Raw genomic sequence first — 21,047 nt, forward strand, 5'->3', positions numbered from 1 at the left:
CACCGACCGAACCAGAACGCCGCAACCTGGGTAGACACTCGGTGTATAACCTGAGTGTATAGTCGCCCTCATGTCTGTTGGTTTCGCTTTGCTGGGCCTGTTGGAGCGCGGTCCCCGACATGGTTACGACCTGAAGCGCTCGTACGACGACCAGTTCGGCCACGGTCGCTCGCTGCACTACGGTCAGGTCTACTCGACGCTGGCCCGACTGCTCAAGAACGGCCTCGTCGAGGTCGAGTCGGAGCCCGGCGACGGCCCGGACCGGAAGCGGTACGCGATCACCGCCGCCGGCGTCACCGATGTGGAGCGCTGGCTCGCGCAACCGGAGCAGCCCGAGAGCTACCTGCAGAGCAGGCTCTACACCAAGGTCGTCCTGGCGCTGCTCACCGACCGGGATGCGGCCGACCTGCTCGACGTCCAGCGGGCCACACACCTGAGGCACATGCGGGAACTGACCAACCGCAAACTCACCGGCGACTTCGCCGACCAACTCGTCTGCGACCACGCCCTGTTCCACCTGGAGGCCGATCTGCGTTGGCTGGAGCTGACCGCTGCCCGGCTGGACCAGCTCCGCGCCCAGGTGCGGAAGGAGACCCGATGACCGCCCCGAGCACCGGCACGCCGCTGCTGGTGGCCGACAACCTGACCAAGACCTTCGGCGTCACCACCGCCCTGGACGGCGCCTCGCTGCGGGTGCACGCCGGGGAGGTGCTGGCCCTGATGGGCCCCTCCGGTTCCGGCAAGTCCACCCTGCTGCACTGCCTGGCCGGGATCGTCGCCCCGGACTCCGGTCGGGTGACCTACGCCGGCCAGGACGTCTCCACGATGTCGGACGTACGGCGCAGCGCGCTGCGTCGTACCGAGTTCGGTTTCGTCTTCCAGTTCGGACAGCTCGTGCCCGAACTGACCTGCCTGGAGAACGTGGCCCTGCCGCTGCGCCTGACCGGTGTCGGCCGGCGGGAGGCGCACCGACGGGCGACCGACCTGCTCACCCGCCTCGAGGTCGCCGACGTGGCGCGCAAGCGGCCCGGCCAGGCCTCCGGCGGCCAGGGCCAGCGGGTCGCGGTGGCCCGCGCGCTGGTCACCAACCCCAAGGTGATCTTCGCCGACGAGCCGACCGGCGCTCTCGACTCGCTCAACGGCGAGCGGGTGATGCAGCTTCTGGTCACGACGGCCCGCGCGACCGGCACGGCGGTCGTGCTGGTCACCCACGAGGCGCGGGTGGCGGCGTACTCCGATCGGGAGGTCGTGGTCCGCGACGGCCGGGTCCGCGACCCGGAGTACGCGCGGTGAGCGCCGGCACGCCCACGCGTCGCGGCCCGACGGCCTGGATCGACGACCTGGCGCTCGGGGTGCGGTTGAGCGTGGCCGGCGGTCGGTCCGGCTGGGCCCGACTCGCCATGATCGCTGCCGGGGTGGGGCTGGGGGTGGCGATGCTGCTGGCCGCCACCGCCATGCCCACCGTCGGCGCGGCCCGCTCCGACCGGAGCGCCGCGCGGGAGCCGGGCCCCCGGGTGACGGCGCCCGGCCCGGACACCCTGCTCCACGGCAAGGCGCCCTCCCAGTGGGGGGCGATCCGCATCGACGGTCGCCTCCTCCAGCCGGAGGGGGACCGGGCTCCGGTGCCACCCGGCCTGGATCGGCACCCCGCCCCCGGGGAGATGGTGGTCTCGCCGGCCCTCGCCGAGCTGCTGGCCTCCCCGGACGCCGGCCTGCTGCGCGAGCGGTGGGACGCCCGGGTGGTCGGCACCATCGCGCCGGAGGGACTCGCCGGCCCGAGCGACCACCTCTTCTACCAGGGCGCCGACCACCTCGACGCCGACTCCTTCGGCGTGACCCGGATCGACAGGTTCGGCGGGCAGGACTTCGGCGAGCCCGGGGGGCTGCCGCCGGCCCTGCTGGTGCTGGCCATCCTCGGGCTGGTGGTCCTGCTGCTGCCGGTCATGATCTTCGTGACGACCGCGGTGCGGTTCGGCAGCGAGAGCCGGGACCGTCAACTGGCCGCGATCCGCCTGGTCGGCGCGGACGGCGCCACGACCCGCCGGATCGCCGCCGGGGAGACCCTGGCCGGCACCCTGCTGGGGATGGTCGTCGGCGCGGTGCTCTTCCTCTCGTCCCGCCACCTGGTGGGCGGCCTCCTCCCGGCCGGGTACGACTTCTTCCCCGCCGACCTGCGTCCGGTGCCCGCGCTGGTCGTGCTGGTCGCGCTGGCCGTGCCCACCGCCGCGGTCCTGGTCACCCTCTCCGCGCTGAGGCAGGTGATGATCGAGCCGCTCGGTGTGGTCCGGCGCGGCGGTGAGCGACACCGCCGGCTCTGGTGGCGGCTCCTGCCCCCGGCGGTCGGCCTGCTCCTGCTCCTCCCGCTGCTCGACGGGCTGCCGGAGAACGGCGGCACCCTGGTCGAGGCGCGGATCACCGCCGGGGCGACCCTCCTGCTGGTCGGCGTCGTGCTGCTGCTGCCCTGGCTGGTCCAGGTGGTCGTCCGTCGGCTCGGTGGTGGTGGCGTCGCCTGGGAGCTCGCGGTGCGCCGGCTGCAACTCGACAACGACACCGCGGTACGGGCGGTCGCCGGCATCGCGGTCTCCGTGGCCGGCGTCATCGCCGTCCAGGGCCTGCTGGGCTCGACGCAGACGGCCTTCGCGGGCCGGCACGGCGACACCGACCGGTTCCAGGCCTCCGTCTCCTTCTACGGTCAGCCGGCGGGGTGGCCGGCGGGACGCGCCGCCTCGGCCCTCGCCGACACCCCCGGAATCGACGCCGTCGAGGCCGTCTCACAGCTGCGCACCGACCCGGACGCGCCGGACCCGGTCAGCGTGCGGATCGCCGGCTGTGACGCGCTGCGGCACTACGCCGACCTGCCGACCTGCGCCGATGGCGACAGTTTCGTCGCCGCCGGGCGGGAGCGGCCGGCGATCGCCCCCGGGACGACGTTGACGTTCCACGACGAGGGCGTGGAGTCCCGGTGGACCGTCCCGGCCGGCATGCGCGGTGTCGCGCAGTACGACCCGCTCCTCGGCACCGACATCCTGGTCACCCCGGGAGCCTTCGACGCCGCGCACGTCCCGTACACGTTCCTGGTGGGACTGGATCCCGTCGACCCGGAGGCGATCGAGCACCTCCGCAACACCGTGCACCGGATCGACCCGTTCGCCCACCTGCTGGACTTCGACGACCCGTACCACGACAGCATGTTCGCCATGGTCGAACGGGCGCTGCGGGCCGGCGCGGTCGCCCTCCTGCTGCTGATCGGCGCGAGCCTGCTGGTCAACGTCCTGGAACAGCTCCGGGAGCGGCGGCGGCTGCTGGCGGTGCTCGCCGCGTTCGGCACCCGCCGCCGGACCCTCTCCGGATCGGTGCTCTACCAGGTGGCCATCCCGGTGCTGCTGGGGCTCTCCCTGGCCGTCGCCACCGGCAGCGCCCTCGCCGCGATCCTGCTCGCCGTGGTCGACGAGCCCATCGCGTTCGACTGGGCGGCGATCGGCGGGGTCGCCGGCACCGCCGCAGTGATGGTGCTGGCCGTCACGGCCGCCACCCTGCCGCTGCTCTGGCGGCTGACCAGGGCCGAAGGGCTGCGCGCCGAGTAGGTCGCGGAGCGGGCGGCGTCGACCACGGGGCGGCGCCGTCCGCGCGCGGGCCGTCCGGTCACCGTCGGCGCGGTCCGATCTCGACACTCCGAAAGGCGGGTGTCTGCCGAAGGCGACGCCGTGACACCATTGCTCCGGTTCGGCCCCCGGCCCGCGAACACGATCCGGTCGATCCACGCCTGCGGCCGGGCTGGTGGCTGACGGCTGACATCGGTGCCGTCAGCCGACACCCTGGAGGAACGATGGTTTCAGGTCGATCGACTTCCCGGCCGTGGTTGCCGTACACGGCGGCCGTCGTGGCCGGATTCGCGGTCATCACGGCGGCCTACCTGATCGCCCGGCCGGCGGCGGACGTCGAGTGCACGCCGTTGGAGGTCAGCTCGTCGATCGAGAAGGACGTGCTCCTCGGCGAGCTGGCCGATCGCTACAACGAGAGTGATCGGCGGGTCGGCGGCGGGTGCGTCGTCGTGACGGTGCACGGGCTCGCCTCCGGTGCGGCGACGGACGCGCTGGCCGGCGGATGGGAGGTCAAGCAGCCCGGCCTGCCACGACCACAGGTGTGGTTGCCGACGTCGAGCCTGTGGACCGGGCAGTTGACGTTGCTGGACGAGGCTGCCGGGCGCCCCGCGCAGACCCCCGGCCGGTACCCGTCGATCGCGAACAGTCCGCTGGTCATCGCCATGCCGCAGCCGAAGGGTGAGCTGATCCAACAGCAGGGTCCACTCGGCTGGGGCGAGATCCTGGGCTCGTCGGGGCGCACCGGCTGGGCCGCCTTCGGTCGGCCCGAGTGGGGGCGGTTCACCTTCGGTAAGGTCAACCCGCACCAGTCCACCTCCGGGCTGGCGGCCACGATCGCCACGTACTACGCGGCCATCAGCCGGGCCAGTGACCTCACCGAGAACGACCTCGCGAATCCGGCGGTGACCCAGTTCGTCCGCCGCATCGAGGCCAACGTCTCCCACTACAGCGACGACATCGTGGAACTGTTGAGGAACCGCGCCGAGGCGGACCTCTCCGGCGCGGCCGCCCCGACCGACATGAGCGCGGTGGTGACCCAGGAGGAACTGGTCTACCAGTACAACGAGGGGGAACTGAGCCCCACCCGGGGCGAGAAGCCGAAGGTTCCGCTGGTCGCGATCTATCCGAAGGAGGGCACGTTCAACCTCGACCACCCGTACGTGGTGCTCCCCTCGGCCACTCCGGAGCAACGTGACGCCGCGGCCGACTTCCTGACGTTCCTCCGGGAGACGCCGCAGCAGCAGAGCCTCAGCCGGCACGGGTTCCGCGACCACGAGCGGACCGCGTCCGACCCGGTGGTCGCCTCCGTCGGCGGTCGCGGGGCCCAGGACCTCACCTACTTCGACCAGCCGGATCCCACCGTGGTCAAGGCGATCCTCACCGGTTGGGGCACGCTGCGCAAGAAGGCGAACATCCTGGTGGCCGTCGACACCTCCGGTTCGATGAACGCGAAGATCGGTGACCGGACCAGGTTCCAGGTGGCGACCAGGGCCGCCACCAAGGGCTTCGGCCTCCTGAACTCCGAGGACCAGGTCGCGCTCTGGTCGTTCTCGTCCGAGACGGGGCAGCGGCCGAGGTCGCCGTACAGCGAGGAGGTCCGGCTGTCGGCGTTCGACCAGAAGGCGCTCACCGACGAGCTCGACAGCCTCCACGTCGAGGGCGGCACCGCTCTGTACGCCACCGTGCGGGCCGCGCACCGGCACATGCTCGACCACTACGACCAGTCCCGGATCAACGCGGTCGTCGTACTGACCGACGGCAAGAACGAGTACCACAAGGACACCGACCTCGCCCGGCTGCTCCGGGATGTCGCGTTGGACCCGGAGCGACCGATCAAGATCTTCTGCATCGCCTTCGACGAGCAGTCCGACTTCGACACGCTGGACCGGATCGCCAAGGCGTCGGCGGGCAAGGCGTTCGACGCCCGCGACCCGGCGAAGATCGACGACGCGTTCGTCAAGCTGGTCAGCAGCTTCTAGCGCCGGGTGGGCCGGGCGCTCCGCGTCCGGGAGCCGGTACCGGAAGGTGGGTGCGCCCGGCCGGACCGGGCACACCCCACCTTGTCGTGTCAGCGCCCACCCCGCAAGGACCGGGCGCCCGTGGGTCAGCAGGCGCCCTGGGACTCCCAGGGACCCCACTGCCCGCTGGTGGCCGGGTTCTCGCCCTGCGTCCACCACTTGGCCCGGTAGCGACGGCCGTCGTGCTGGACGACGCTGCCGCCCGTGTAGCTGGTGGTGGCGTTCCAGACGGCGAGTCCGGCGCAGTTGGTGCCGCCGGTCGGCGTGACCGAGGGCGACGCCGTCGGTGTGGGCGACGGTGCGACCCCGCCCCGGGTGTGGTCGGCGGCCAGTGCGTAGGTCTGGCCGCCGAAGGTGAGCGTGAAGTTCGACGGGCCGGCGATCGGCAGACTGTAGTTGAGGGTGACCTCGGCGAACGAGCCCGGCGCGATGGCCGTCGGCACGGTCAGCCGCACCCGGTGGAAGTCTCCCTTGAGGCCGCCGACGTTGCTGCCGGTGTGCCCGGTGGACACCACCGACAGCGCCCACCCGGACTGCTGCCCGAGCGTGCCCGGAGCCGAGGTGGGGTAGTCGAACTCGAGCTGCGCCCCGGCCGGGATCGGGGCACCGGAGTTGTTGGTCAGGCGCAGTTCGGGGTTGATCGGGTAGTTGTTGTCGCCGAGCGCGAAGCCGCCCATCGTCACCCCGACGTTCAGCGTCTGCGTCGGCATGGTGATGCCCGCCTTCCGCTGCCCGTAGGGGCTGGCGGCGCGGAACTTGTCGTAGATCAGGTTGGTCATCGTGTTGCCCATGAAGTACTCGCCGCGCTGCGCGTCCCACGCGTAGTCGCCGGCCAACTCCCAGATCATGATTCCGCCGACGCCCTTGGCGACCACGTAGTCCGCCTTCGCGGCGATGGACTGCTCGTCCTCGGTGGAGAGGTACACCTGCTTCTGGCTGTTCCACAGCCAGGGGGCGACCAGGCTGGGCGAGTAGTGGCGGGTGTAGGCGCCGGTGAGCCGGTCGGTCGGGTCGGTGCCCGGGGTCAGCCCGTAGGACTCCAGGTAGCTTCCGCCGCGCCCGTCCTGGAGGTTCTTCGCGTGCCACATCGGGTTGGCGCCGGCGGACACCTCGTTGCCGTTCTCCAGGTCGTGCCAGATGTTGTCGATGCCGATCGCGCCGTTGCCGCAGGGGACCGTCGAGCCGATGGTCCCGCCCGTTCCGGCCGGGCACTTGGTCTGGTCCGGCAGCGCCGCGCGGCCCCACAGTCCGTTGGTGCCGCCGGTCACGCCCCGCCAACCACGGGTGTAGTAGGGCACGCCGATGTTGATCCGGCCGGACTGCATCGCGCCCCGGTAGTAGTGGTACGCCCAGTCGGTGTTGAGGTACCCGATGTTCTGGTACGCCCCGTACACGCCGCCGGCGGCGAGTTCGGCGTCCTGCCCGTCGTCGTAGAGAGCGGCGTTCGGGCCGACGAAGTGGTTCCACGCCCCGTGCAGGTCGTAGCTCATGATGTTGGCGTAGTCCAGGTACTGGAGGGTCTGGTACGACTCCATGCCACGCAGCAGCCAGCCGGAGGCGGGTGCGGCGATGGTGAGCATGTAGTACCTGCCGTCGGCGGCCGCGGCCGCGTCCAGCTTCTCCCGCAGGGTCCGCATGAGCACCTGGTAGGAGGCGTTCAGTCCGGCCCGCTTGGCGTCGGCCTGGGCGAAGTCCTGCGGGTGGCCGGCCTTGTTGTTCGACGTCGGGTACTCGTAGTCGATGTCCACGCCGTCGAAGCCGTACGTGCGCAGGAAGCTGACCACCGAGTCGGCGAAGGTGTTGATGCCCGCGGTGTTGACGGTGTTGCTGCCGGTCGTGGTCATCCGGTAGAAGCCGCCGGCGTCGACCCGGGTGCCACCGGCGTCGATATAGCCGCCGGTTTCGGCCCAGCCACCCACGCTGACCAGCGTCTTCACGTCCGGGTGCTGCTTCTTGAACTTGTTGAGCAGGTTGAAGTGACCGGTGTACGAGTACTGCGGGTCCATCTCCGCGCCCGCCACGCCCGGCCAGGTCATGTTGGTGGCGGGGTTGTCGGGCGCGGTGGGCGCGCCGACGGAGATCTTGTTCGTCGGGTCCACGTGGGCGAAGGCGTAGTTGATGTGCGTGATCTTGTTCCACGGGATCTGGTTCGCCAGGTAAGCCGGAGCGCCGTTCTTGCCGGTGCGCCAGCTGGTGAAGTACCCGATGATCCGGCGCTTGTGGTCGGCACCCATGACCTCGCGGCCGTCGGTGTCGTAGACGTCGCAGTAGGGCACGGTGACGCCGGGCGTGCGGTAGAGCCCGTCCGGTCGGCACTGCGCGTGGTCCACCTCGGCGGAACTCGCCTGACCCGCCACGGCCACGATCGCCGGCACGATCAGCAGGCCGGCGACGCTCGTGGCGATGAGATGCGGTAGTCGCCTCCGACGCATGAGACACCTCCCAGCTTCAGTAAGGAAACTTAACAGTTGGGTTAACGAATATATATCGAGGTAGATGCAGTGACAAGGGCGACGCCGTCCACGGGGCCCACCGCGTCGCCGGCGCACCCGCCCGACCCATCGAGCGACGTTGCTAATTCGTATTAGCATCTTGACGCCGCCGAGGCGACGCGACCAGACTCATCGATCAACGAACCGTCCGTGGCGAGCCCTCGTACCGTCCGGCCACTCGACGAGATCGAGTGACACGGGCCCGTCACGGCCCGCCCCCTGCCATCCGCCGGCTCGTCCCACGAATGGAGGGCACGCGATGACGCGTACCCCTGACGGCTTCTTCTCCCGACGCGCGCTGCTGCGTGGCGCGGCGGCGGCCGGTGTCGCGACCGCGACCACCGGCGCCGGCCTCGCCGCGACACCCACGCCGGCGCTCGCCGGACCGGCCGGTTTCCCCAACTACCGGTACGTACGTGACGCGTTCGCCCAACCGTTGCGCTACAACCCGACCGGCGAGTTCATCTTCCCGTGTGTACGTGGCGTCTACGACAAGATCAGCAACTATCGCGGCCGCTACTACCTCTACTACGCCCCGCACGACGCGCCCGGCGGGATCTGCCTCGCCTACGCCGACCGGCTCGAGGGCCCGTACACCGAGTATCCCGACAACCCCATCGTCGACCGGCACCTCCCGACCACCACGGTGAGCCACGTGTCGTCGCCACACGTCGTCTGGGACGCGCCGACGCGGCAGTTCTACCTCTACTTCCACGGCGAGAACCACACGACCCGGGTCGCCCGGTCGACCGACGGCATCCGCTTCACCGACGAGACGCCGATCCTGTCGACCAGACTGGTGCCCAACACCACCGAGACCTCGTACGCGCGGGTCTTCGAGCACTCGGTGGCGGGCAAGGGCAACCGCTACGTGATGGTGTTCATGGGCAACACCCCGGGGAACGGCAGCTGGGGCAGCCGGAAGATCTTCTGGGGCTGGTCGCCGAACGGGTGGAGCGGCTGGCAGTTCGACCCGAACCCGCTGGTGTCACCAGCGGGCGACGGGCTCACCGACATCTCCGCGCCGCACCTGCTGAAGCGCAACGGCACCACGTACGTCGCCTATCACGGCAACAACGGCAACATGTACCTGACCGAGATCGGCAACAACTTCGACCGTGAGGTCCACCTCGGAGTGTTCCACCGGCCGATCGCGTCGGACAACGGCCGGGTGGCGGCGCCGACGTTCGGCACCGACGGCGGAGTCTCCTACATGCTCTACGAGGCCGGGCACCGCCTCGACGCCAGGATCTGCGTGGCCCGCGCGGTCTGACCGCCCTCCGGGCGGACCTGGGCCGCGGTGACACCGGTCGTCGACGGGCGACCGGTGTCACCGGGCCCTCAGGGCCGGAACGGAACGTCGAGTCGGGTGCCGAGCGCCGCGAGCGCGGCGCGCACCCCGGCGGGGATCGCGTACCCCGGGTCCGGGGCGAAGTGCGGCGTGTGGTTCGAGGGCATGTCGCCGGGGTCCCGGCCGGGGCGGTAGGCGCCGAACATCCAGAAGACGAGCGGCACACCGATCGCGTCGGCGAGCCAACCCACGTCCTCGCTGCCGGTCGCCCGCAGGTCGCGCGCGACGTTGTCCGACCCGAAGACGGCATCGAGGGCCGCCGCCACCGCACCGGTCTGCTCCGGCGCGTTGAAGCACCGGGGAAAGCGGCTGATCTCCTCGATTCCCGGCTCGGGCGCGCCGCTCGCGGTCGCCTCGGCGGCGATCATTCGCCGGACGGCGGCGAGCACGGTCTCCCGCGTCTCGGCATCCGGCGTGCGGACGTTGAGCGAGAGGGTCGCCTCGGCGGGAATGATGTTCTCCTTGGTGCCGGCGTGGAAGGTGCCGACGGTGAGCACGGCCGGCGACCCGGGCTCCACCTGCCGGGAGACGACGGTCTGCAGGCGGGTGACGAGGTGGGCGCCGAGCACGATCGGGTCGATGGACTCGTGCGGGCGGGCCCCGTGCGCGCCGCGTCCACGCAGGCGCACGCGCCACGAGTCGCCGAGGTTCATGACGTTCCCGACGCCGATCCGCACCTGGTCGCTCGGCAGGGACGTCACGTGCTGCGCCAGCACCGCCCCGGGACGCGGGGCCTTCTCCCACAGCCCGTCGGCGACCATCGCCGCCGCCCCCGCGGCCGTCTCCTCGGCCGGCTGGAAGATCCAGACGACGGTGCCGGCCCAGGCGGCCCGGTTCCCGGCGAGCACGCCGGCGGCCGCGAGCGCGACCGTCGTGTGGAGGTCGTGGCCGCAGGCGTGCATCACCCCGGACACCGATCCGTCCGGCAAGTGCCCCTGGTCGGTGCTCGCGTAGGCCACGCCCGACTCCTCGCGGATCGGAAGCCCGTCGAGATCCGCGCGGTAGGCCACGACGGGTCCCGCCCCGTTGCGCAGGATGCCGACGACGCCCGTACCACCGCACCGGAACGTCTCGACGCCCAGCTCGGCGAGTCGCGCCTCGACGAACTCGGCGGTCCGGTGCTCCTGCCCGGACAGTTCCGGGTGGGCATGCAGGTGGTGGTAGACGGACAGCGACGCCGCCAGCCGGCTCCCGGTCCAGAGCCGGCTCAGGACGGCATCCACCGGACCCGCCCGGTTCACGCCGTCACCGGGGCGGTGGCCTCGAAGCTCTGCGCCAGCTCGTCGAGGGCGGCCGTGACGCTCGCGTCGAGTTCGAGTTCGACGCCCGCGACGACGTCGTCCAGATGCGCCTCGCGCCGGATGCCGCAGATGACGTTGACGGCGTCCGACGAGGCGAGCAGGTAGGCGATCGCCAGCGCACCGGGGGTGGCGCCCAGGGACGAGGCGACGACGGTCAGCCCCTCGACCAGGTCCATGGCCGCTCCGAAACGGTCGCCGAACAGCGGGTCGTCACGCCGGGACCCTTCCCGCGCCGGCGGCGCTGACCTGGTGAACGCGCCGGTGAGCAGCCCGTTCGCCAGCGGTGAGTAGGCGTGCAGGGACAGCCCCGTCGACGCGCACAGCGGCAGGATGTCGGCCCGCACCTCGCGGGCGAGGAGGCTGTACCTGCGTTGCACGATCTCGATCGCGTCGTGCGCGAGGTAGGTCTCGACGTCCTCGGGAGGGCAGTTCGACGCGCCGATCGTGAGGATCTTCCCTTCGTCGCGCAGGGCGAGGAGGGTCGCGATCGTGTCCTCGATCGGCGTCATGAACGGCGGCATCGCCGGGTTGTGGGTGTAGTAGATGTCGATGCGGTCGGTGCCGAGCCGGCGCAGGCTCTCCTCCACCTCGATCCGGATGGTCCGGGGACTGAGGTTGCGCTTGACGGCGTGACCGTCCCACGTGAAGCGGTAGCTGCCCTCGTCGTCTCCCCACCACAGTCCGCACTTGGTCGCGATGACGACCTCGTCGCGACGACCGCGGACGGCTTCGCCGATCACCTCCTCGCTGTGGCCGAACCCGTAGACCGGCGCGGTGTCGATGACGTTGACACCACGGTCGAGGGCGGCGCGTACGGCGCGGACCGACACCGCGTCGTCGGCGTCCGGGTAGCGGAATCCGCCGCCGACGCCCATGGCGCCGAAGGTGACCACGGACGCCTTCAGCGAGGTCCGGCCGATCGGGCGGTACTTCATGCGATGCTCCTTCGGGTCGTCTCGCTCCACGAGACGGGGCGACTGTCGGCCGGTGTCAGGTCATGTCGAGGCGGAGGACTCCGCCGACTCCCACGTTCTCGGCGGCGTGCTCCTTGATGACGACCACCACCTTGACGGTGTCGCCCCAGTCGGTGGCCTGGACGACGTCGTGGAGCGCCTTCACCATCCGGCGCTTGAGCTCCACGCTCTTGTCGGGCGCCGTGTACAGGAAGAACGTGATCTCGTAGCCGTCCTTCACCGTGCAGTTCTCGGGTGGCAGCGGCACGAGGTAGACGCTGCGCATGTGCGGGGGCAACTCGAAGGCGGTGTGCGCCGCACGCCCGATCTCGTCGACGAACGTGGGGAGATCGACCTTGTCGAGCGGGAGATCGGTCATGCCGACGACGCTGACCATGGGGTTCCCCTTCCTTCGGGGGTCGTGGTGCGATGGGCTGGTGAGGACTCAGGGCGTCTTCTTGAGGCCCTGGTAGGTGTTCGCGATCCAGGTCTTGTACTCCGCGGACTGCATGAACGTGGTCGCCTCGTCGAGCCAGGCGGTGTTCTCGTAGCCCTCCCGGACGACCCAGAGCGTGCCCCCGTACGTGCCGTAGACCTCCGGCGTCTCCTCGTAGAGCGCCTTGATCGAGGGGTCCTTCATCAGGTACACGGTGATCGACGGAGCGGTCATCGCGTCCAGGTCGGGGAACGCCGCGGCCTTGCTGCGCGGATTGACCTCGACCCAGCGGAGGTTCTTCGGGTTGGCGGTGACGTCGAGGATCGTGGGCGCCTCGACGCCTTCCGCGAGTTCGATGAGGCCGTTGACGGCGAGGAGCTGGAGCTCCCGGGCGCGGTTGGCGGAGTCGTTGGCGATGCCGATGCGCGCGCCGTTCGGGAGAGCGTCGGCCGAGGCGTGCTTGCTCGAGACGAACTGCACGGCCGTGGTCTGCAACCAGGGGCCGTACGTGACCAGCGACGACCCGTTGCTCTGCTGGTAGCTCTTCAGGTAGTTGGCGTTCTGGAAGAAGTTGGCGTCGATGCTGCCGTCCTCGGTGGCCCGGTTCATGGCGATGTTGTCGTCGAACACCTGGACCTTCATCTGGTAGCCCTGCTCGGCCAGATGCTCGGCCACGAAGTTCAGGTCGGGCTCCTCGCGGGCGAGTACGCCGATCGTGACCGTCCTGCCGTCGCCTTCGGCGGCGGAGCCGGACGAGCAGGCCCCGACGGACACGGCCAGGGCGACGGCGAGCAGCGGAATCGTTCTGCTGAGGGGATTTCTCATGGGGTGTTGCCTTTCGTGCTGGGCGGATCGTGGAGCCGGGGTCACCGGAGTCTGCGGTAGAGGGCGTTGCCGCCGAGCTGGATGCCGATCACCATGACGACCAGGATCGCGACGGTGCCGTACATGATCTGGTCGTTGAAGTTCTGGTAGCCGTAGGTCAGCGCGACGGCGCCCAGGCCGCCCGCGCCGATCGTGCCGGCCACCGCGGTGAAGCCGAGCAGCGAGATCACGCCGAGCGTCATCTGCGAGACGATCGCCGGCACCGACTCGGTGACGATGACCCGGAAGGTGATCTGCCAGTCGCTCGCGCCGAAGGATCGTGCCGCCTCGACGAGGCTCGGATTGACCTCCTTGAAGGCGCTTTCGAGGAGTCGTGCGATCAGCGGGCTGCCCGCGAAGGTGATGGCGAAGACCGCCGCCCACACGCCGATCGACGTGCCGACCACCAGACGGGTGAGCGGAATGATCGAGATGGCGAGGATGATGAACGGCACCGACCGCAGCATGCTGATGACGGTGCTCACGATCTCGTGGACCGCCCGGTTGGGTCGGAGCCCGTGCGCGTCGGTCGTCACGAGGACCAGGGCGAGCGTGAACCCCACGAGGGTGCAGGTGACGAACGAACCGAGCAGCATGACGACGGTGTCGAGCAACCCGGGCAGGATGATCCGCTCGAAAAGCTCGGAGAACTCGTACTGGTACATCAGACCTCCGTCCAGTCGGCGCCGAGAGCGGTCAGGCCGTCGCAGACCGCGCGGAGGTCGGCGTCGGCCACGTGCAGCAGGAACGAGCCCGAGACGCGGTCCCGGTAGCGGTCGAGCCCGCCCCACGAGATCTCGAACGGCACGCCGGTGCGGATGGCGAGCTGCGACAGCAGACTCGTTCCCGCCGCTTCCCGCTGGACGACCCGGACCAGCGAGGTGCCGGGAGCGACGTCCGGGCGACGCCCCGCGTCGCGGATGAAGTCCCCCAGCAGCTCCGGCTTCTCCAGGAAGAAGTGTTCGACGTCCCCCTCCGCACGCAGGCGGCCGTCGCCGAGCAGACCCATCCGGGTGCACACGGACTTCATGACCGCCACCTCGTGGGTCACCACGACGATCGTGAGGCCGAGCTCGGCGTTGATGCGCTTGAGCAGGTCGAGGACCGCCTCGGTGATGTTCGGATCGAGCGCGGAGGTGGCCTCGTCGCACAGCAGGATCGTCGGATCGTTCACCAGGGCCCGCGCGATGGCGACCCGCTGCTTCTGCCCGCCGCTCAACTCCCGGGGCAACGCCTTGAGCTTCTCGCCGAGTCCGACGAGGTCGAGGAGGTCACGCACCTTACGGTCGGCCGCCGCCCGGCGCACGCCCTGGCACCTGAGGGGGAAGTACACGTTGTCGTAGACGTTCTTGCGTTCCATCAGGGAGAACTGCTGGAACACCATGCCGATCCGGCGGCGGAACGCGGGCAGGTCCCGGTCGCCGATGGTACGTACGTCAGTGCCGTCGACGACGAGGCTGCCACTGTCGATCCCTTCCAGCCGGTTGATGCACCGCAGCAGCGTGGACTTCCCGGCGCCGCTCACGCCGACCAGACCAAAGATCTCCCGCTGGTCGATGCGCAGGTTGATCTGGTCGAGCACGACGTGATCGCCGTAGGACTTCCTCAGGTCACGGAACTCGATCACCGTCGCCACCCTTCCTGCACGCTCGTTTCGACCTCGGACACCATTCGGAAAGGGGTGGGCGAAAGCGCGCCGACGTGGGCGGTCACCCCCTGGTGAACCCGTTCGGCCCCTCGCCGCCGGCACCGTTTCTCTGCGCTGAGAACCGCGAGGAGAAGTCAGCCGCCGGACTGACGGCGGGTGACGTCCTCGCCGAGAGCGGCCGACGTCCCGCAGGCGGCCATGCCCTCCGCGCCGCCGGAGTCACGCCGCTATCCTGCTCGCGGATGCCGGATGACCAGCAACTTCACCATGCCGGAACCATACTAAACCCAGCGGCCTAGTAGGGTATTCATGTGACCCGGTTCATAGACATTCGTCCACTATGGACAACTTCCGCCCGCCCCGCCGTCGCACTCGTCGGCGCCGGCCCCCGAGGGGTGTCACTGCTCGAACGGATCGCCGCCAATCTCGCGGACTTCCCCGAGGTCGACCACCTCGACATCCATGTCATCGACGACACGCAACCCGGCGCGGGGCGTATCTGGCGTACCGACCAGACACGTCAGATGTGCATGAACACCCTCGCGGGGGCGGTGACACTCTTCACCGACGACAGCGTGACGATGGCCGGCCCGGTCGTACCCGGGCCCACGCTGTTCGAGTGGTGCCGGCTCGCGCTCGATGCCGCGTACCCGTCGCCCTCCTCGACACGCCGGGTGGCGGACATCGATCCGACCCACCGCGCCGCGTTCGCCTCCACCGCCGTCCGGCCGGGCTTCGTCGACGACTACCGCGACGAGCTGGAGGCGATCACGGTCGCGTCCCACCCGAGTCGACCGCTCTACGGCGAGTACCTCCGCTGGTGCTTCGAGCGGGCGCTCCGCACCCTGCCGGAGCGCGTCAGGGTCACCACCCACCTGGCGCGAGCCGTCGCCGTACGCGAGGCCAACGGGCGCCAGCTCGTCGAGCTCAGCACCGGCGCGGTGCTCACGTGCGACGCCGTGGTGGCCGCGACCGGGTGGATGCCGCGCGCCCACACCGACGAGGAGCACCGCTTCCTGGCGGCGCTGGCCAGGCACCCCGGGCTGACGTGGGTACCCCCCGACAACCCGATCGACCAGGCCCTCGGGGATGTCCCGGACGGGGCGACCGCGATCGTACGGGGGCTCGGGATGGGCTTCTTCGACGCGATGACGCTGCTGACCGTCGGCCGTGGCGGACGGTTCGTCGACGACCCACGGACGCGGGCGGGCGTGCGCTACGAACCGTCGGGCCGCGAGCCGACGATGTACGTCACCTCCCACCGGGGCGTCCCGTACCGGGCGAAGTCGCTCTACGGCGCGCTGCCGCCCCCAGCGGCGCAGCGTCACCTCCGGTCGGTCGACTGGTCCACGGTCCCACGCCCCATCGACTTCGACCGCCAGCTGTGGCCGCTCATCGTCAAGGACGCGTTCGTCGACTACTACGAGACCCTGCACCGCGTGCGCCCCGAGGCGTTCGCCGCCCCACTGGCCAGGGTCCTCGCGGCGATCGACACCACCGAAGGCCTGCCGTCGGCGCTCGACGCCGCGATAGCGTCACACGTCCCGGACGCCACGGACCGGTTCGACCTGCCGGCGGCGATGTCACCGGTCCGTGGACCGTTCCCCGACCCCGAGACGTTCACCGCCCGGGTCGTCGACCACATGGCCGACGACCTGGCCGAGTCGGCGAAGGGACGGGACAGCGCCATCAAGGCCGGACTGTGGTCGATCAGCGCGGCGCGCAAGCCGGCGCACGTCATCGGCGCGTTCGGCGGCTTCGACGCCGAGTCCCGCGCGAGCGGTTTCCGCACCCTCCAGGCGTTCGGCGGCATGGTCGGCAGCGGCCCACCGGCCTTCCGCAGCCGGCAGTTGCTGGCGCTCGTGGACGCCGGTCTCGTCCGGTTCGTCGGGCCTGCGGCGCTCGTCGTCGCCGACGACGAGCTCGGCCTGTTCCGCGCCGAGTCGCCCGCCGTCGCCGGTTCCGCCGTCACCGCTCCCGTGCTCGTCGACGCGTGGATGCACGCGCACGACGTCAGGGCCAGCGCCGACCCCCTGACCCACTCGCTCGCGGCGGCGGGCCGCACACGTCCGTTCCGCGTCCGTGGACGGGACGGACGTCCGCACCTCACCCGCGGATTCGACGTCGACCCCGGGACCGGTCTACTGGTCCATCCCGACGGCACGCGCGACGCCGCGTTCCACGTCGCCGGCATCCCCCTCGACGACGTCCTGGGCGACACGGTCATCAGCCCGATGCCACGCACCGATCCCACGATGCTGCGGGAGACCGACCGCGTGGCCCGTAGCGCCCTGCGGGTGGTCGCCGATGCCGCCACCTCCGTCCGGACGCCGCCACCGTCTGGTCAGCAGGCCGTGTCGTGGGGCTGACCGTCGTGTGCATACCCTCCCTTTTCCATACGCGTGTGGCGTGGCCCCGGTTGGGCGGCGCCCGTCGAAAACGGTGGCCCGTGCGCGGGCGGCGGTCACCGGCGTCACCGCGAGGCCTTGCGGACCCCGGGCAGCTCGCCCCGCAGGGCCAGCTCACGGAACCGGACCCGGGACAGCCCGAACCGGGCCAGCACGCCGCGCGGGCGGCCGTCGACCTGGTCCCGGTTACGCAGCCGCACCGGGCTCGAATCCCGCGGCAGCCGGCTGAGCCGGCGGACCGTCTCGGCACGTACGACCGGCCCGGTGTCCGGATGGCCGATCATCCTCTTCAAGGCGGCACGCGTCCCGGCGTACCGGGCCACCAGGTGCTCGCGACGGGCCTGCCGGTTGCCCAGGCTCCTGCGTGCCATCAACGCGCCTCGCGGAACTCGACGTGCCGGCGCACGACCGGGTCGTACTTGCGCAGCACCAGTCGGTCCGGGTCGTTACGGCGGTTCTTGCGGGTCACGTACGTGTAGCCGGTGCCGGCGGTGCTGCGCAGCCGCACGATCGGGCGCACGTCGGTCTGGCGGGCCATCAGACCTTCACCCCCCGGCCGCGCAGCTCGGCGACCACCTTCTCGATGCCCTTCCGGTCCACGGTCTTCAGCGCCTTCGCGGTGAGGGTGAGGCTGACCCACCGCCGCTCCGACGGCAGCCAGTAGCGGTGGTTCTGCAGGTTCGGATTCCAGCGACGCCGGGTGCGCCGGTGGGAGTGGGACACGGCGTTGCCGAAACTCGGCTGCGCGCCGGTGACGGCACAGCGTCTGGACACAGTGAGAGCTCCTTGCTCAGACCATCGTGGTAACGATAACGGTTTTCATTCTTACACCACCCCTCCGGCCGGAGCGCACCGGACCCCGGGCGACCCCACCAGCCGCGACCCCGGACCACCCCTGGCCCCGCCGGTCCCGATCTGCTTAGACTGACAATCGTTTCCAATAACGTCGTCGAGAGGATCATGATGCCGTCGTCACCCCAGGCCCCGACCGCCGCCGCGACAGCCGACGCCGACACCCGCCCCTCGCTGACCGTGCTGTCCGGGTTCTGGCCGGCGGCGACCTTCGCCGTCGCCGCCACGCTGCTCGCCGCCGACCCGTCGTTGCTGCTGGTGCGACACGACCTCACCAGGCTCCGGGACGGCGTCGTCCGTCGTGTGGTCCGCTCCGGCGCCGGCACCGTCGAGGACGAGCGGGTCGGCCTGAGACACGGGTGCGTCTCCTGCACCCTCCGCGAGGACGTCCTGCCCACCCTCGCCCGGCTCGCCCGCAGCAACCCCGGTCACGACCTGGTGCTGATGCTGCCCGAGGTGGTGGAACCGGAGGGCGTCGCCGCCGCCTGCACGCACTGCCTCGTCGACGGCGCTCCGATCACCGACCTGATCCACGTCGACTCCTTCGTGACCGTCGTCGACGCCGAACACCTGCTCGACGCGCTCGCCAGCACCGACGACCTCGCCGCGCGCGGTATCCAGGTCGCCGACGACGACCACCGCGGGTTGGCGGACGTCGTGGTGCGACAGATCGAGTACGCCGACACCCTGGTGCTCTGGGGACAGTCCCGGGAGGGCGCGTTCGACACCAGCAGGCTGACCGTCCTGCTGAAGAGGATGGCGCCGTGGGCGGTCCACTTCGGGGTCGACGGCGACCTCGTCGACGCCACCGCCCTCACCCGCCAACTACGCCACACCCACCGGCACCGGCCGGAAACCCCCGGGATCCTCGCGCGCGGCCTCCAGGGGTACGCGCTGGGCACGCACGAGCCGGAGGCTGACTGCGGCGTCGTCTCCACCGTCTTCCGCGCCCGCCGTCCCTTCCACCCGCAGCGGCTGCACGACGTCCTGGAGGACGTCAACGCCGAGATGATCCGCTCCCGGGGCCACCTCTGGCTGGCCAGCCAACCCGACACGGTGGTGGCCTGGGAGTTCGCCGGCGGCGGCCTGGCCATGGGCTCGCTCGGGCACTGGCTGGTCAGCCTCCCGCAGGACCGCTGGGAGCACGTCTGTGACCAGCGCCGGCTCGCCGCCGCCCTGGAGTGGGATCCCTACTACGGAGACCGGCACCAGCACCTGGTCTTCATCGGCATCGACGTCGACCCCGTCGAGCTGCACCGCACTCTCGCCGGCTGCCTGCTCACCGACGCCGAACTCGCCGACGGCGAGGAGACGTGGCGCGGCTACCAGGACCCGTTCGCCGGCTGCTTCCCGCTCGGCACGGAGGAGCTGACCGACACCGACACCGACACCGACGGAGCTCAGCCCGCATGAAGCCCGGCATCCACCCCGAGTACCGGCCCGTCGTCTACCGCGACAAGGGTGCCGACTTCGCCTTCCTCACCCGGTCCACCGCCACCAGCGACCAGACGATCGAGTGGACCGACGGCAACACCTACCCCGTGATCGACGTCCAGATCTCCGCCGCGAGTCATCCCTTCTGGACCGGCAAGCAGCGCCTGCTCGACACCGCCGGCCGGGTCGAGAAGTTCCGCAACAAGTACGCCCGCCAACCGGGCCGGGCCGGTAGGTGACGACCGCGCTGCCCGTCGACCGGTCCGAGCGCGCGCCGCAGCTGGTCGACGCCGCCTGGCACGGCCGAACCTGGCGCTGACGATCGCCCGCGAGCCGGTGGGTCCCACCGACCGGCTCGCGGGCGACGCCGGCTGTGGCAGCGCCGGGAAGGGCTCTCGCCGTCGCACACCACGAAGGCGGCGACAGCTGTCACACACGACCACCGTGACGCCGACCGCGTCCGGCGGCCGGACGGGCGGCGATCATCGACGCGGGGTGTCGTCGTAGAGGGCGAGCAGGGCATGCTCGCCGCTGCGCCAGACGGTGCGGCAGGCGCCGAAGCCGGCGGCGAGGGTGGCGGCCCGATGCCACGCCAGATCGGCGACGAACTCCGCGGACGTCACGCCCGTCATGGTCTCGGTCCGTTCGCGTAGCGGCTCGCCCAGCGCCGGCTCGCCGGCGATGCCGCTCCACCATCGTGACCACGGGTCAGGATTGCCGGTGCCGTTCCGTCCCGTCGTCCCTTCCGGTCGCGGCGAGCTGTCGGTGGTGGGCACCGTGTCGGCCACGAGCAGCACGCCATCGGGCGTCAGGACCCGACGGATCTCGCCGTACAGCTCCCTGACCCGCTCCTCCGGCAGGTAGTGCAGCGTCATCACCAGCAGCGCGACGTCGTACGGCCCGCCGACGCCGGCCCGCCACGCGGGCGAGCCGAGGTCGGCCCGCAGCACGGACGCCGAGGCGGGCAACGCGGCACGGGCCAGCGCCAGCAACACCGGATCGACGTCCACCAGTACCGCCCGACCGTACGGCCAGCGGCGCAACACGGCCTCGACGGTGGTGCCGGGTCCACCTCCCAGGTCCAGCACGGCGGACGGGGGTCGCCCGAGGATCTGGTCGACGGCGTCGAAGCCGGCCGTGAGGCACGCGTCCCGGCCGGGCAGGTAGTCGTCCATCATCGGGTCCCAGTCCCGCCGCCACCGACAGGTCGCCGCGGCGGGCAGCGCGGTCGTCACGTGGAGCGGGCCGGCACGCAGCCGTTGGTCAGCTCGACCAGCCGCTCCTCGGTCCGCGACAGCGCCGCCCCGTCGCGAACCAGCGTGGCGTCGATGTTGACCTCGCTCATGTCGTTGACGATCACCGCCACCCGCAGCCCGTCCCGGTTGGCGAGGACGTGGTTGAGCAGGCTGGTCTTGCCGGCGCCGAGGAAACCGGAGAGCACCGTGACCGGCAGCCGCCCGGTCACGGCTCGTCCACCACCTGACGGCCCTTGTACAGACCACAGGACGTGCAGGCCCGGTGGGGAACCACCGGCGCCTTGCGGGGGCAGGGGCAGGGGACGGTCCCGGGCACGCTCGCCGTCCACCGCGCGCGGCGGTGACGGGTGTGGGAACGGGACATCCTGCGCTTGGGTACGGCCATGAAGGGTCTCCTCACCGGGTCGACTAGATGCTAACGGTTACCGTTTC

20 protein-coding genes and 1 pseudogene are annotated in these 21,047 nt (G+C 70.9%); 8 read left to right on the forward strand and 13 right to left on the reverse strand.

Going from position 1 to position 21,047, the window contains the following annotated elements; genetic code table 11:
- Window positions 1-70: 70 nt before the first annotated feature.
- The 4 genes from QSK20_RS28310 (at window position 71) to QSK20_RS28325 (ending at window position 5,581) form a co-directional block, all read left to right on the forward strand.
- Window positions 71-601, forward strand: a complete 531-nt coding sequence (locus tag QSK20_RS28310; RefSeq protein WP_285791669.1) for a PadR family transcriptional regulator — start codon at window positions 71-73, stop codon at window positions 599-601.
- Window positions 598-1,293: an ABC transporter ATP-binding protein gene (locus QSK20_RS28315; RefSeq protein ID WP_285791670.1), complete on the forward strand. Its 696-nt coding sequence runs from the start codon at window positions 598-600 to the stop codon at window positions 1,291-1,293. The genes QSK20_RS28310 and QSK20_RS28315 overlap by 4 nt, the downstream gene beginning before the upstream one ends.
- Window positions 1,290-3,584, forward strand: coding sequence for an FtsX-like permease family protein (locus QSK20_RS28320; RefSeq protein ID WP_285791671.1), 2,295 nt, complete (start codon window positions 1,290-1,292; stop codon window positions 3,582-3,584). The genes QSK20_RS28315 and QSK20_RS28320 overlap by 4 nt, the downstream gene beginning before the upstream one ends.
- Window positions 3,585-3,880: 296 nt before the next feature.
- Entirely contained in the window at window positions 3,881-5,581 is a 1,701-nt protein-coding gene (locus QSK20_RS28325; RefSeq protein WP_285791672.1) for a vWA domain-containing protein, read from the forward strand.
- 125 nt (window positions 5,582-5,706) lie between these two features.
- On the opposite strand, the gene QSK20_RS28330 is transcribed toward QSK20_RS28325, so the two are convergent.
- Complete coding sequence (locus tag QSK20_RS28330; protein ID WP_285791673.1) at window positions 5,707-8,052, reverse strand: chitinase C-terminal domain-containing protein; 2,346 nt, start codon at window positions 8,050-8,052, stop codon at window positions 5,707-5,709.
- A gap of 319 nt (window positions 8,053-8,371) precedes the next feature.
- Here QSK20_RS28330 and QSK20_RS28335 point away from each other — a divergent pair, with 319 nt between their 5' ends.
- Window positions 8,372-9,385, forward strand: coding sequence for a glycoside hydrolase family protein (locus QSK20_RS28335; RefSeq protein ID WP_285791674.1), 1,014 nt, complete (start codon window positions 8,372-8,374; stop codon window positions 9,383-9,385).
- Window positions 9,386-9,453: 68 nt separating this feature from the next.
- Here the strand turns inward: QSK20_RS28335 and QSK20_RS28340 are convergent, their stop codons facing one another.
- From QSK20_RS28340 to QSK20_RS28365, 6 genes are all read right to left on the reverse strand, one after another.
- Window positions 9,454-10,704, reverse strand: coding sequence for an amidohydrolase (locus QSK20_RS28340; RefSeq protein WP_285791675.1), 1,251 nt, complete (start codon window positions 10,702-10,704; stop codon window positions 9,454-9,456).
- The gene (locus tag QSK20_RS28345) at window positions 10,701-11,699 is read right to left on the reverse strand and encodes an aldo/keto reductase (protein WP_285791676.1); all 999 of its coding nucleotides are present in this window, start codon (window positions 11,697-11,699) and stop codon (window positions 10,701-10,703) included. Before QSK20_RS28345 ends, QSK20_RS28340 begins: the two co-directional genes overlap by 4 nt.
- A gap of 55 nt (window positions 11,700-11,754) precedes the next feature.
- On the reverse strand, window positions 11,755-12,096 hold the full coding sequence (locus QSK20_RS28350; RefSeq protein ID WP_285791677.1) for a tautomerase family protein: 342 nt from the start codon (window positions 12,094-12,096) through the stop codon (window positions 11,755-11,757).
- A 66-nt stretch (window positions 12,097-12,162) separates the two neighbouring features.
- Window positions 12,163-12,978 (reverse strand): MetQ/NlpA family ABC transporter substrate-binding protein, encoded by an 816-nt coding sequence (locus QSK20_RS28355; RefSeq protein WP_285791678.1) that lies wholly within the window; start codon window positions 12,976-12,978, stop codon window positions 12,163-12,165.
- A 41-nt stretch (window positions 12,979-13,019) separates the two neighbouring features.
- Window positions 13,020-13,682: a methionine ABC transporter permease gene (locus QSK20_RS28360; protein WP_285791679.1), complete on the reverse strand. Its 663-nt coding sequence runs from the start codon at window positions 13,680-13,682 to the stop codon at window positions 13,020-13,022.
- Complete coding sequence (locus tag QSK20_RS28365; RefSeq protein WP_285791680.1) at window positions 13,682-14,644, reverse strand: methionine ABC transporter ATP-binding protein; 963 nt, start codon at window positions 14,642-14,644, stop codon at window positions 13,682-13,684. The genes QSK20_RS28360 and QSK20_RS28365 overlap by 1 nt, the downstream gene beginning before the upstream one ends.
- 332 nt (window positions 14,645-14,976) lie before the next feature.
- On the opposite strand from QSK20_RS28365, the gene QSK20_RS28370 reads away from it, so the two are divergent.
- Window positions 14,977-17,034 (forward strand): FAD/NAD(P)-binding protein, encoded by a 2,058-nt coding sequence (locus QSK20_RS28370; protein WP_285791681.1) that lies wholly within the window; start codon window positions 14,977-14,979, stop codon window positions 17,032-17,034.
- Window positions 17,035-17,138: 104 nt separating this feature from the next.
- On the opposite strand, the gene rpsN is transcribed toward QSK20_RS28370, so the two are convergent.
- Genes rpsN through rpmB form a run of 3 tightly spaced genes read right to left on the reverse strand, consistent with a single transcriptional unit; the run spans window position 17,139 to window position 17,847 of the window.
- Complete coding sequence (rpsN, locus tag QSK20_RS28375) at window positions 17,139-17,444, reverse strand: 30S ribosomal protein S14 (protein WP_285791682.1); 306 nt, start codon at window positions 17,442-17,444, stop codon at window positions 17,139-17,141.
- Window positions 17,444-17,611: a 50S ribosomal protein L33 gene (gene rpmG / locus QSK20_RS28380; RefSeq protein WP_013287204.1), complete on the reverse strand. Its 168-nt coding sequence runs from the start codon at window positions 17,609-17,611 to the stop codon at window positions 17,444-17,446. Before rpmG ends, rpsN begins: the two co-directional genes overlap by 1 nt.
- Entirely contained in the window at window positions 17,611-17,847 is a 237-nt protein-coding gene (gene rpmB, locus QSK20_RS28385; RefSeq protein ID WP_285791683.1) for a 50S ribosomal protein L28, read from the reverse strand. The genes rpmG and rpmB overlap by 1 nt, the downstream gene beginning before the upstream one ends.
- Before the next feature lie 189 nt (window positions 17,848-18,036).
- On the opposite strand from rpmB, the gene QSK20_RS28390 reads away from it, so the two are divergent.
- Both QSK20_RS28390 and QSK20_RS28395 read left to right on the forward strand, forming a co-directional pair.
- Window positions 18,037-19,338: a CobW family GTP-binding protein gene (locus QSK20_RS28390; protein ID WP_285791684.1), complete on the forward strand. Its 1,302-nt coding sequence runs from the start codon at window positions 18,037-18,039 to the stop codon at window positions 19,336-19,338.
- On the forward strand, window positions 19,335-19,598 hold the full coding sequence (locus QSK20_RS28395) for a type B 50S ribosomal protein L31 (RefSeq protein WP_285791685.1): 264 nt from the start codon (window positions 19,335-19,337) through the stop codon (window positions 19,596-19,598). The genes QSK20_RS28390 and QSK20_RS28395 overlap by 4 nt, the downstream gene beginning before the upstream one ends.
- Window positions 19,599-19,841: 243 nt before the next feature.
- Here QSK20_RS28395 and QSK20_RS28400 read toward each other — a convergent pair whose 3' ends face one another.
- The 3 genes and pseudogenes from QSK20_RS28400 to rpmF all read right to left on the reverse strand — a co-directional run bounded on the left by QSK20_RS28400 (window position 19,842) and on the right by rpmF (window position 21,000).
- Window positions 19,842-20,594, reverse strand: a complete 753-nt coding sequence (locus QSK20_RS28400) for a class I SAM-dependent methyltransferase (protein WP_285791686.1) — start codon at window positions 20,592-20,594, stop codon at window positions 19,842-19,844.
- 14 nt (window positions 20,595-20,608) lie between these two features.
- Window positions 20,609-20,824, reverse strand: a pseudogene (locus QSK20_RS28405) (GTP-binding protein); the annotation flags it as partial.
- A complete protein-coding gene (gene rpmF / locus QSK20_RS28410) occupies window positions 20,821-21,000 on the reverse strand; it encodes a 50S ribosomal protein L32 (RefSeq protein ID WP_285791687.1) in 180 nt (59 codons plus the stop codon). The pseudogene QSK20_RS28405 and the gene rpmF, both read right to left, overlap by 4 nt.
- Window positions 21,001-21,047 lie beyond the last annotated feature (47 nt).

The sequence above is a fragment of the Micromonospora sp. NBRC 101691 genome, assembly GCF_030269285.1.
Lineage (GTDB): Bacteria > Actinomycetota > Actinomycetes > Mycobacteriales > Micromonosporaceae > Micromonospora > Micromonospora echinospora.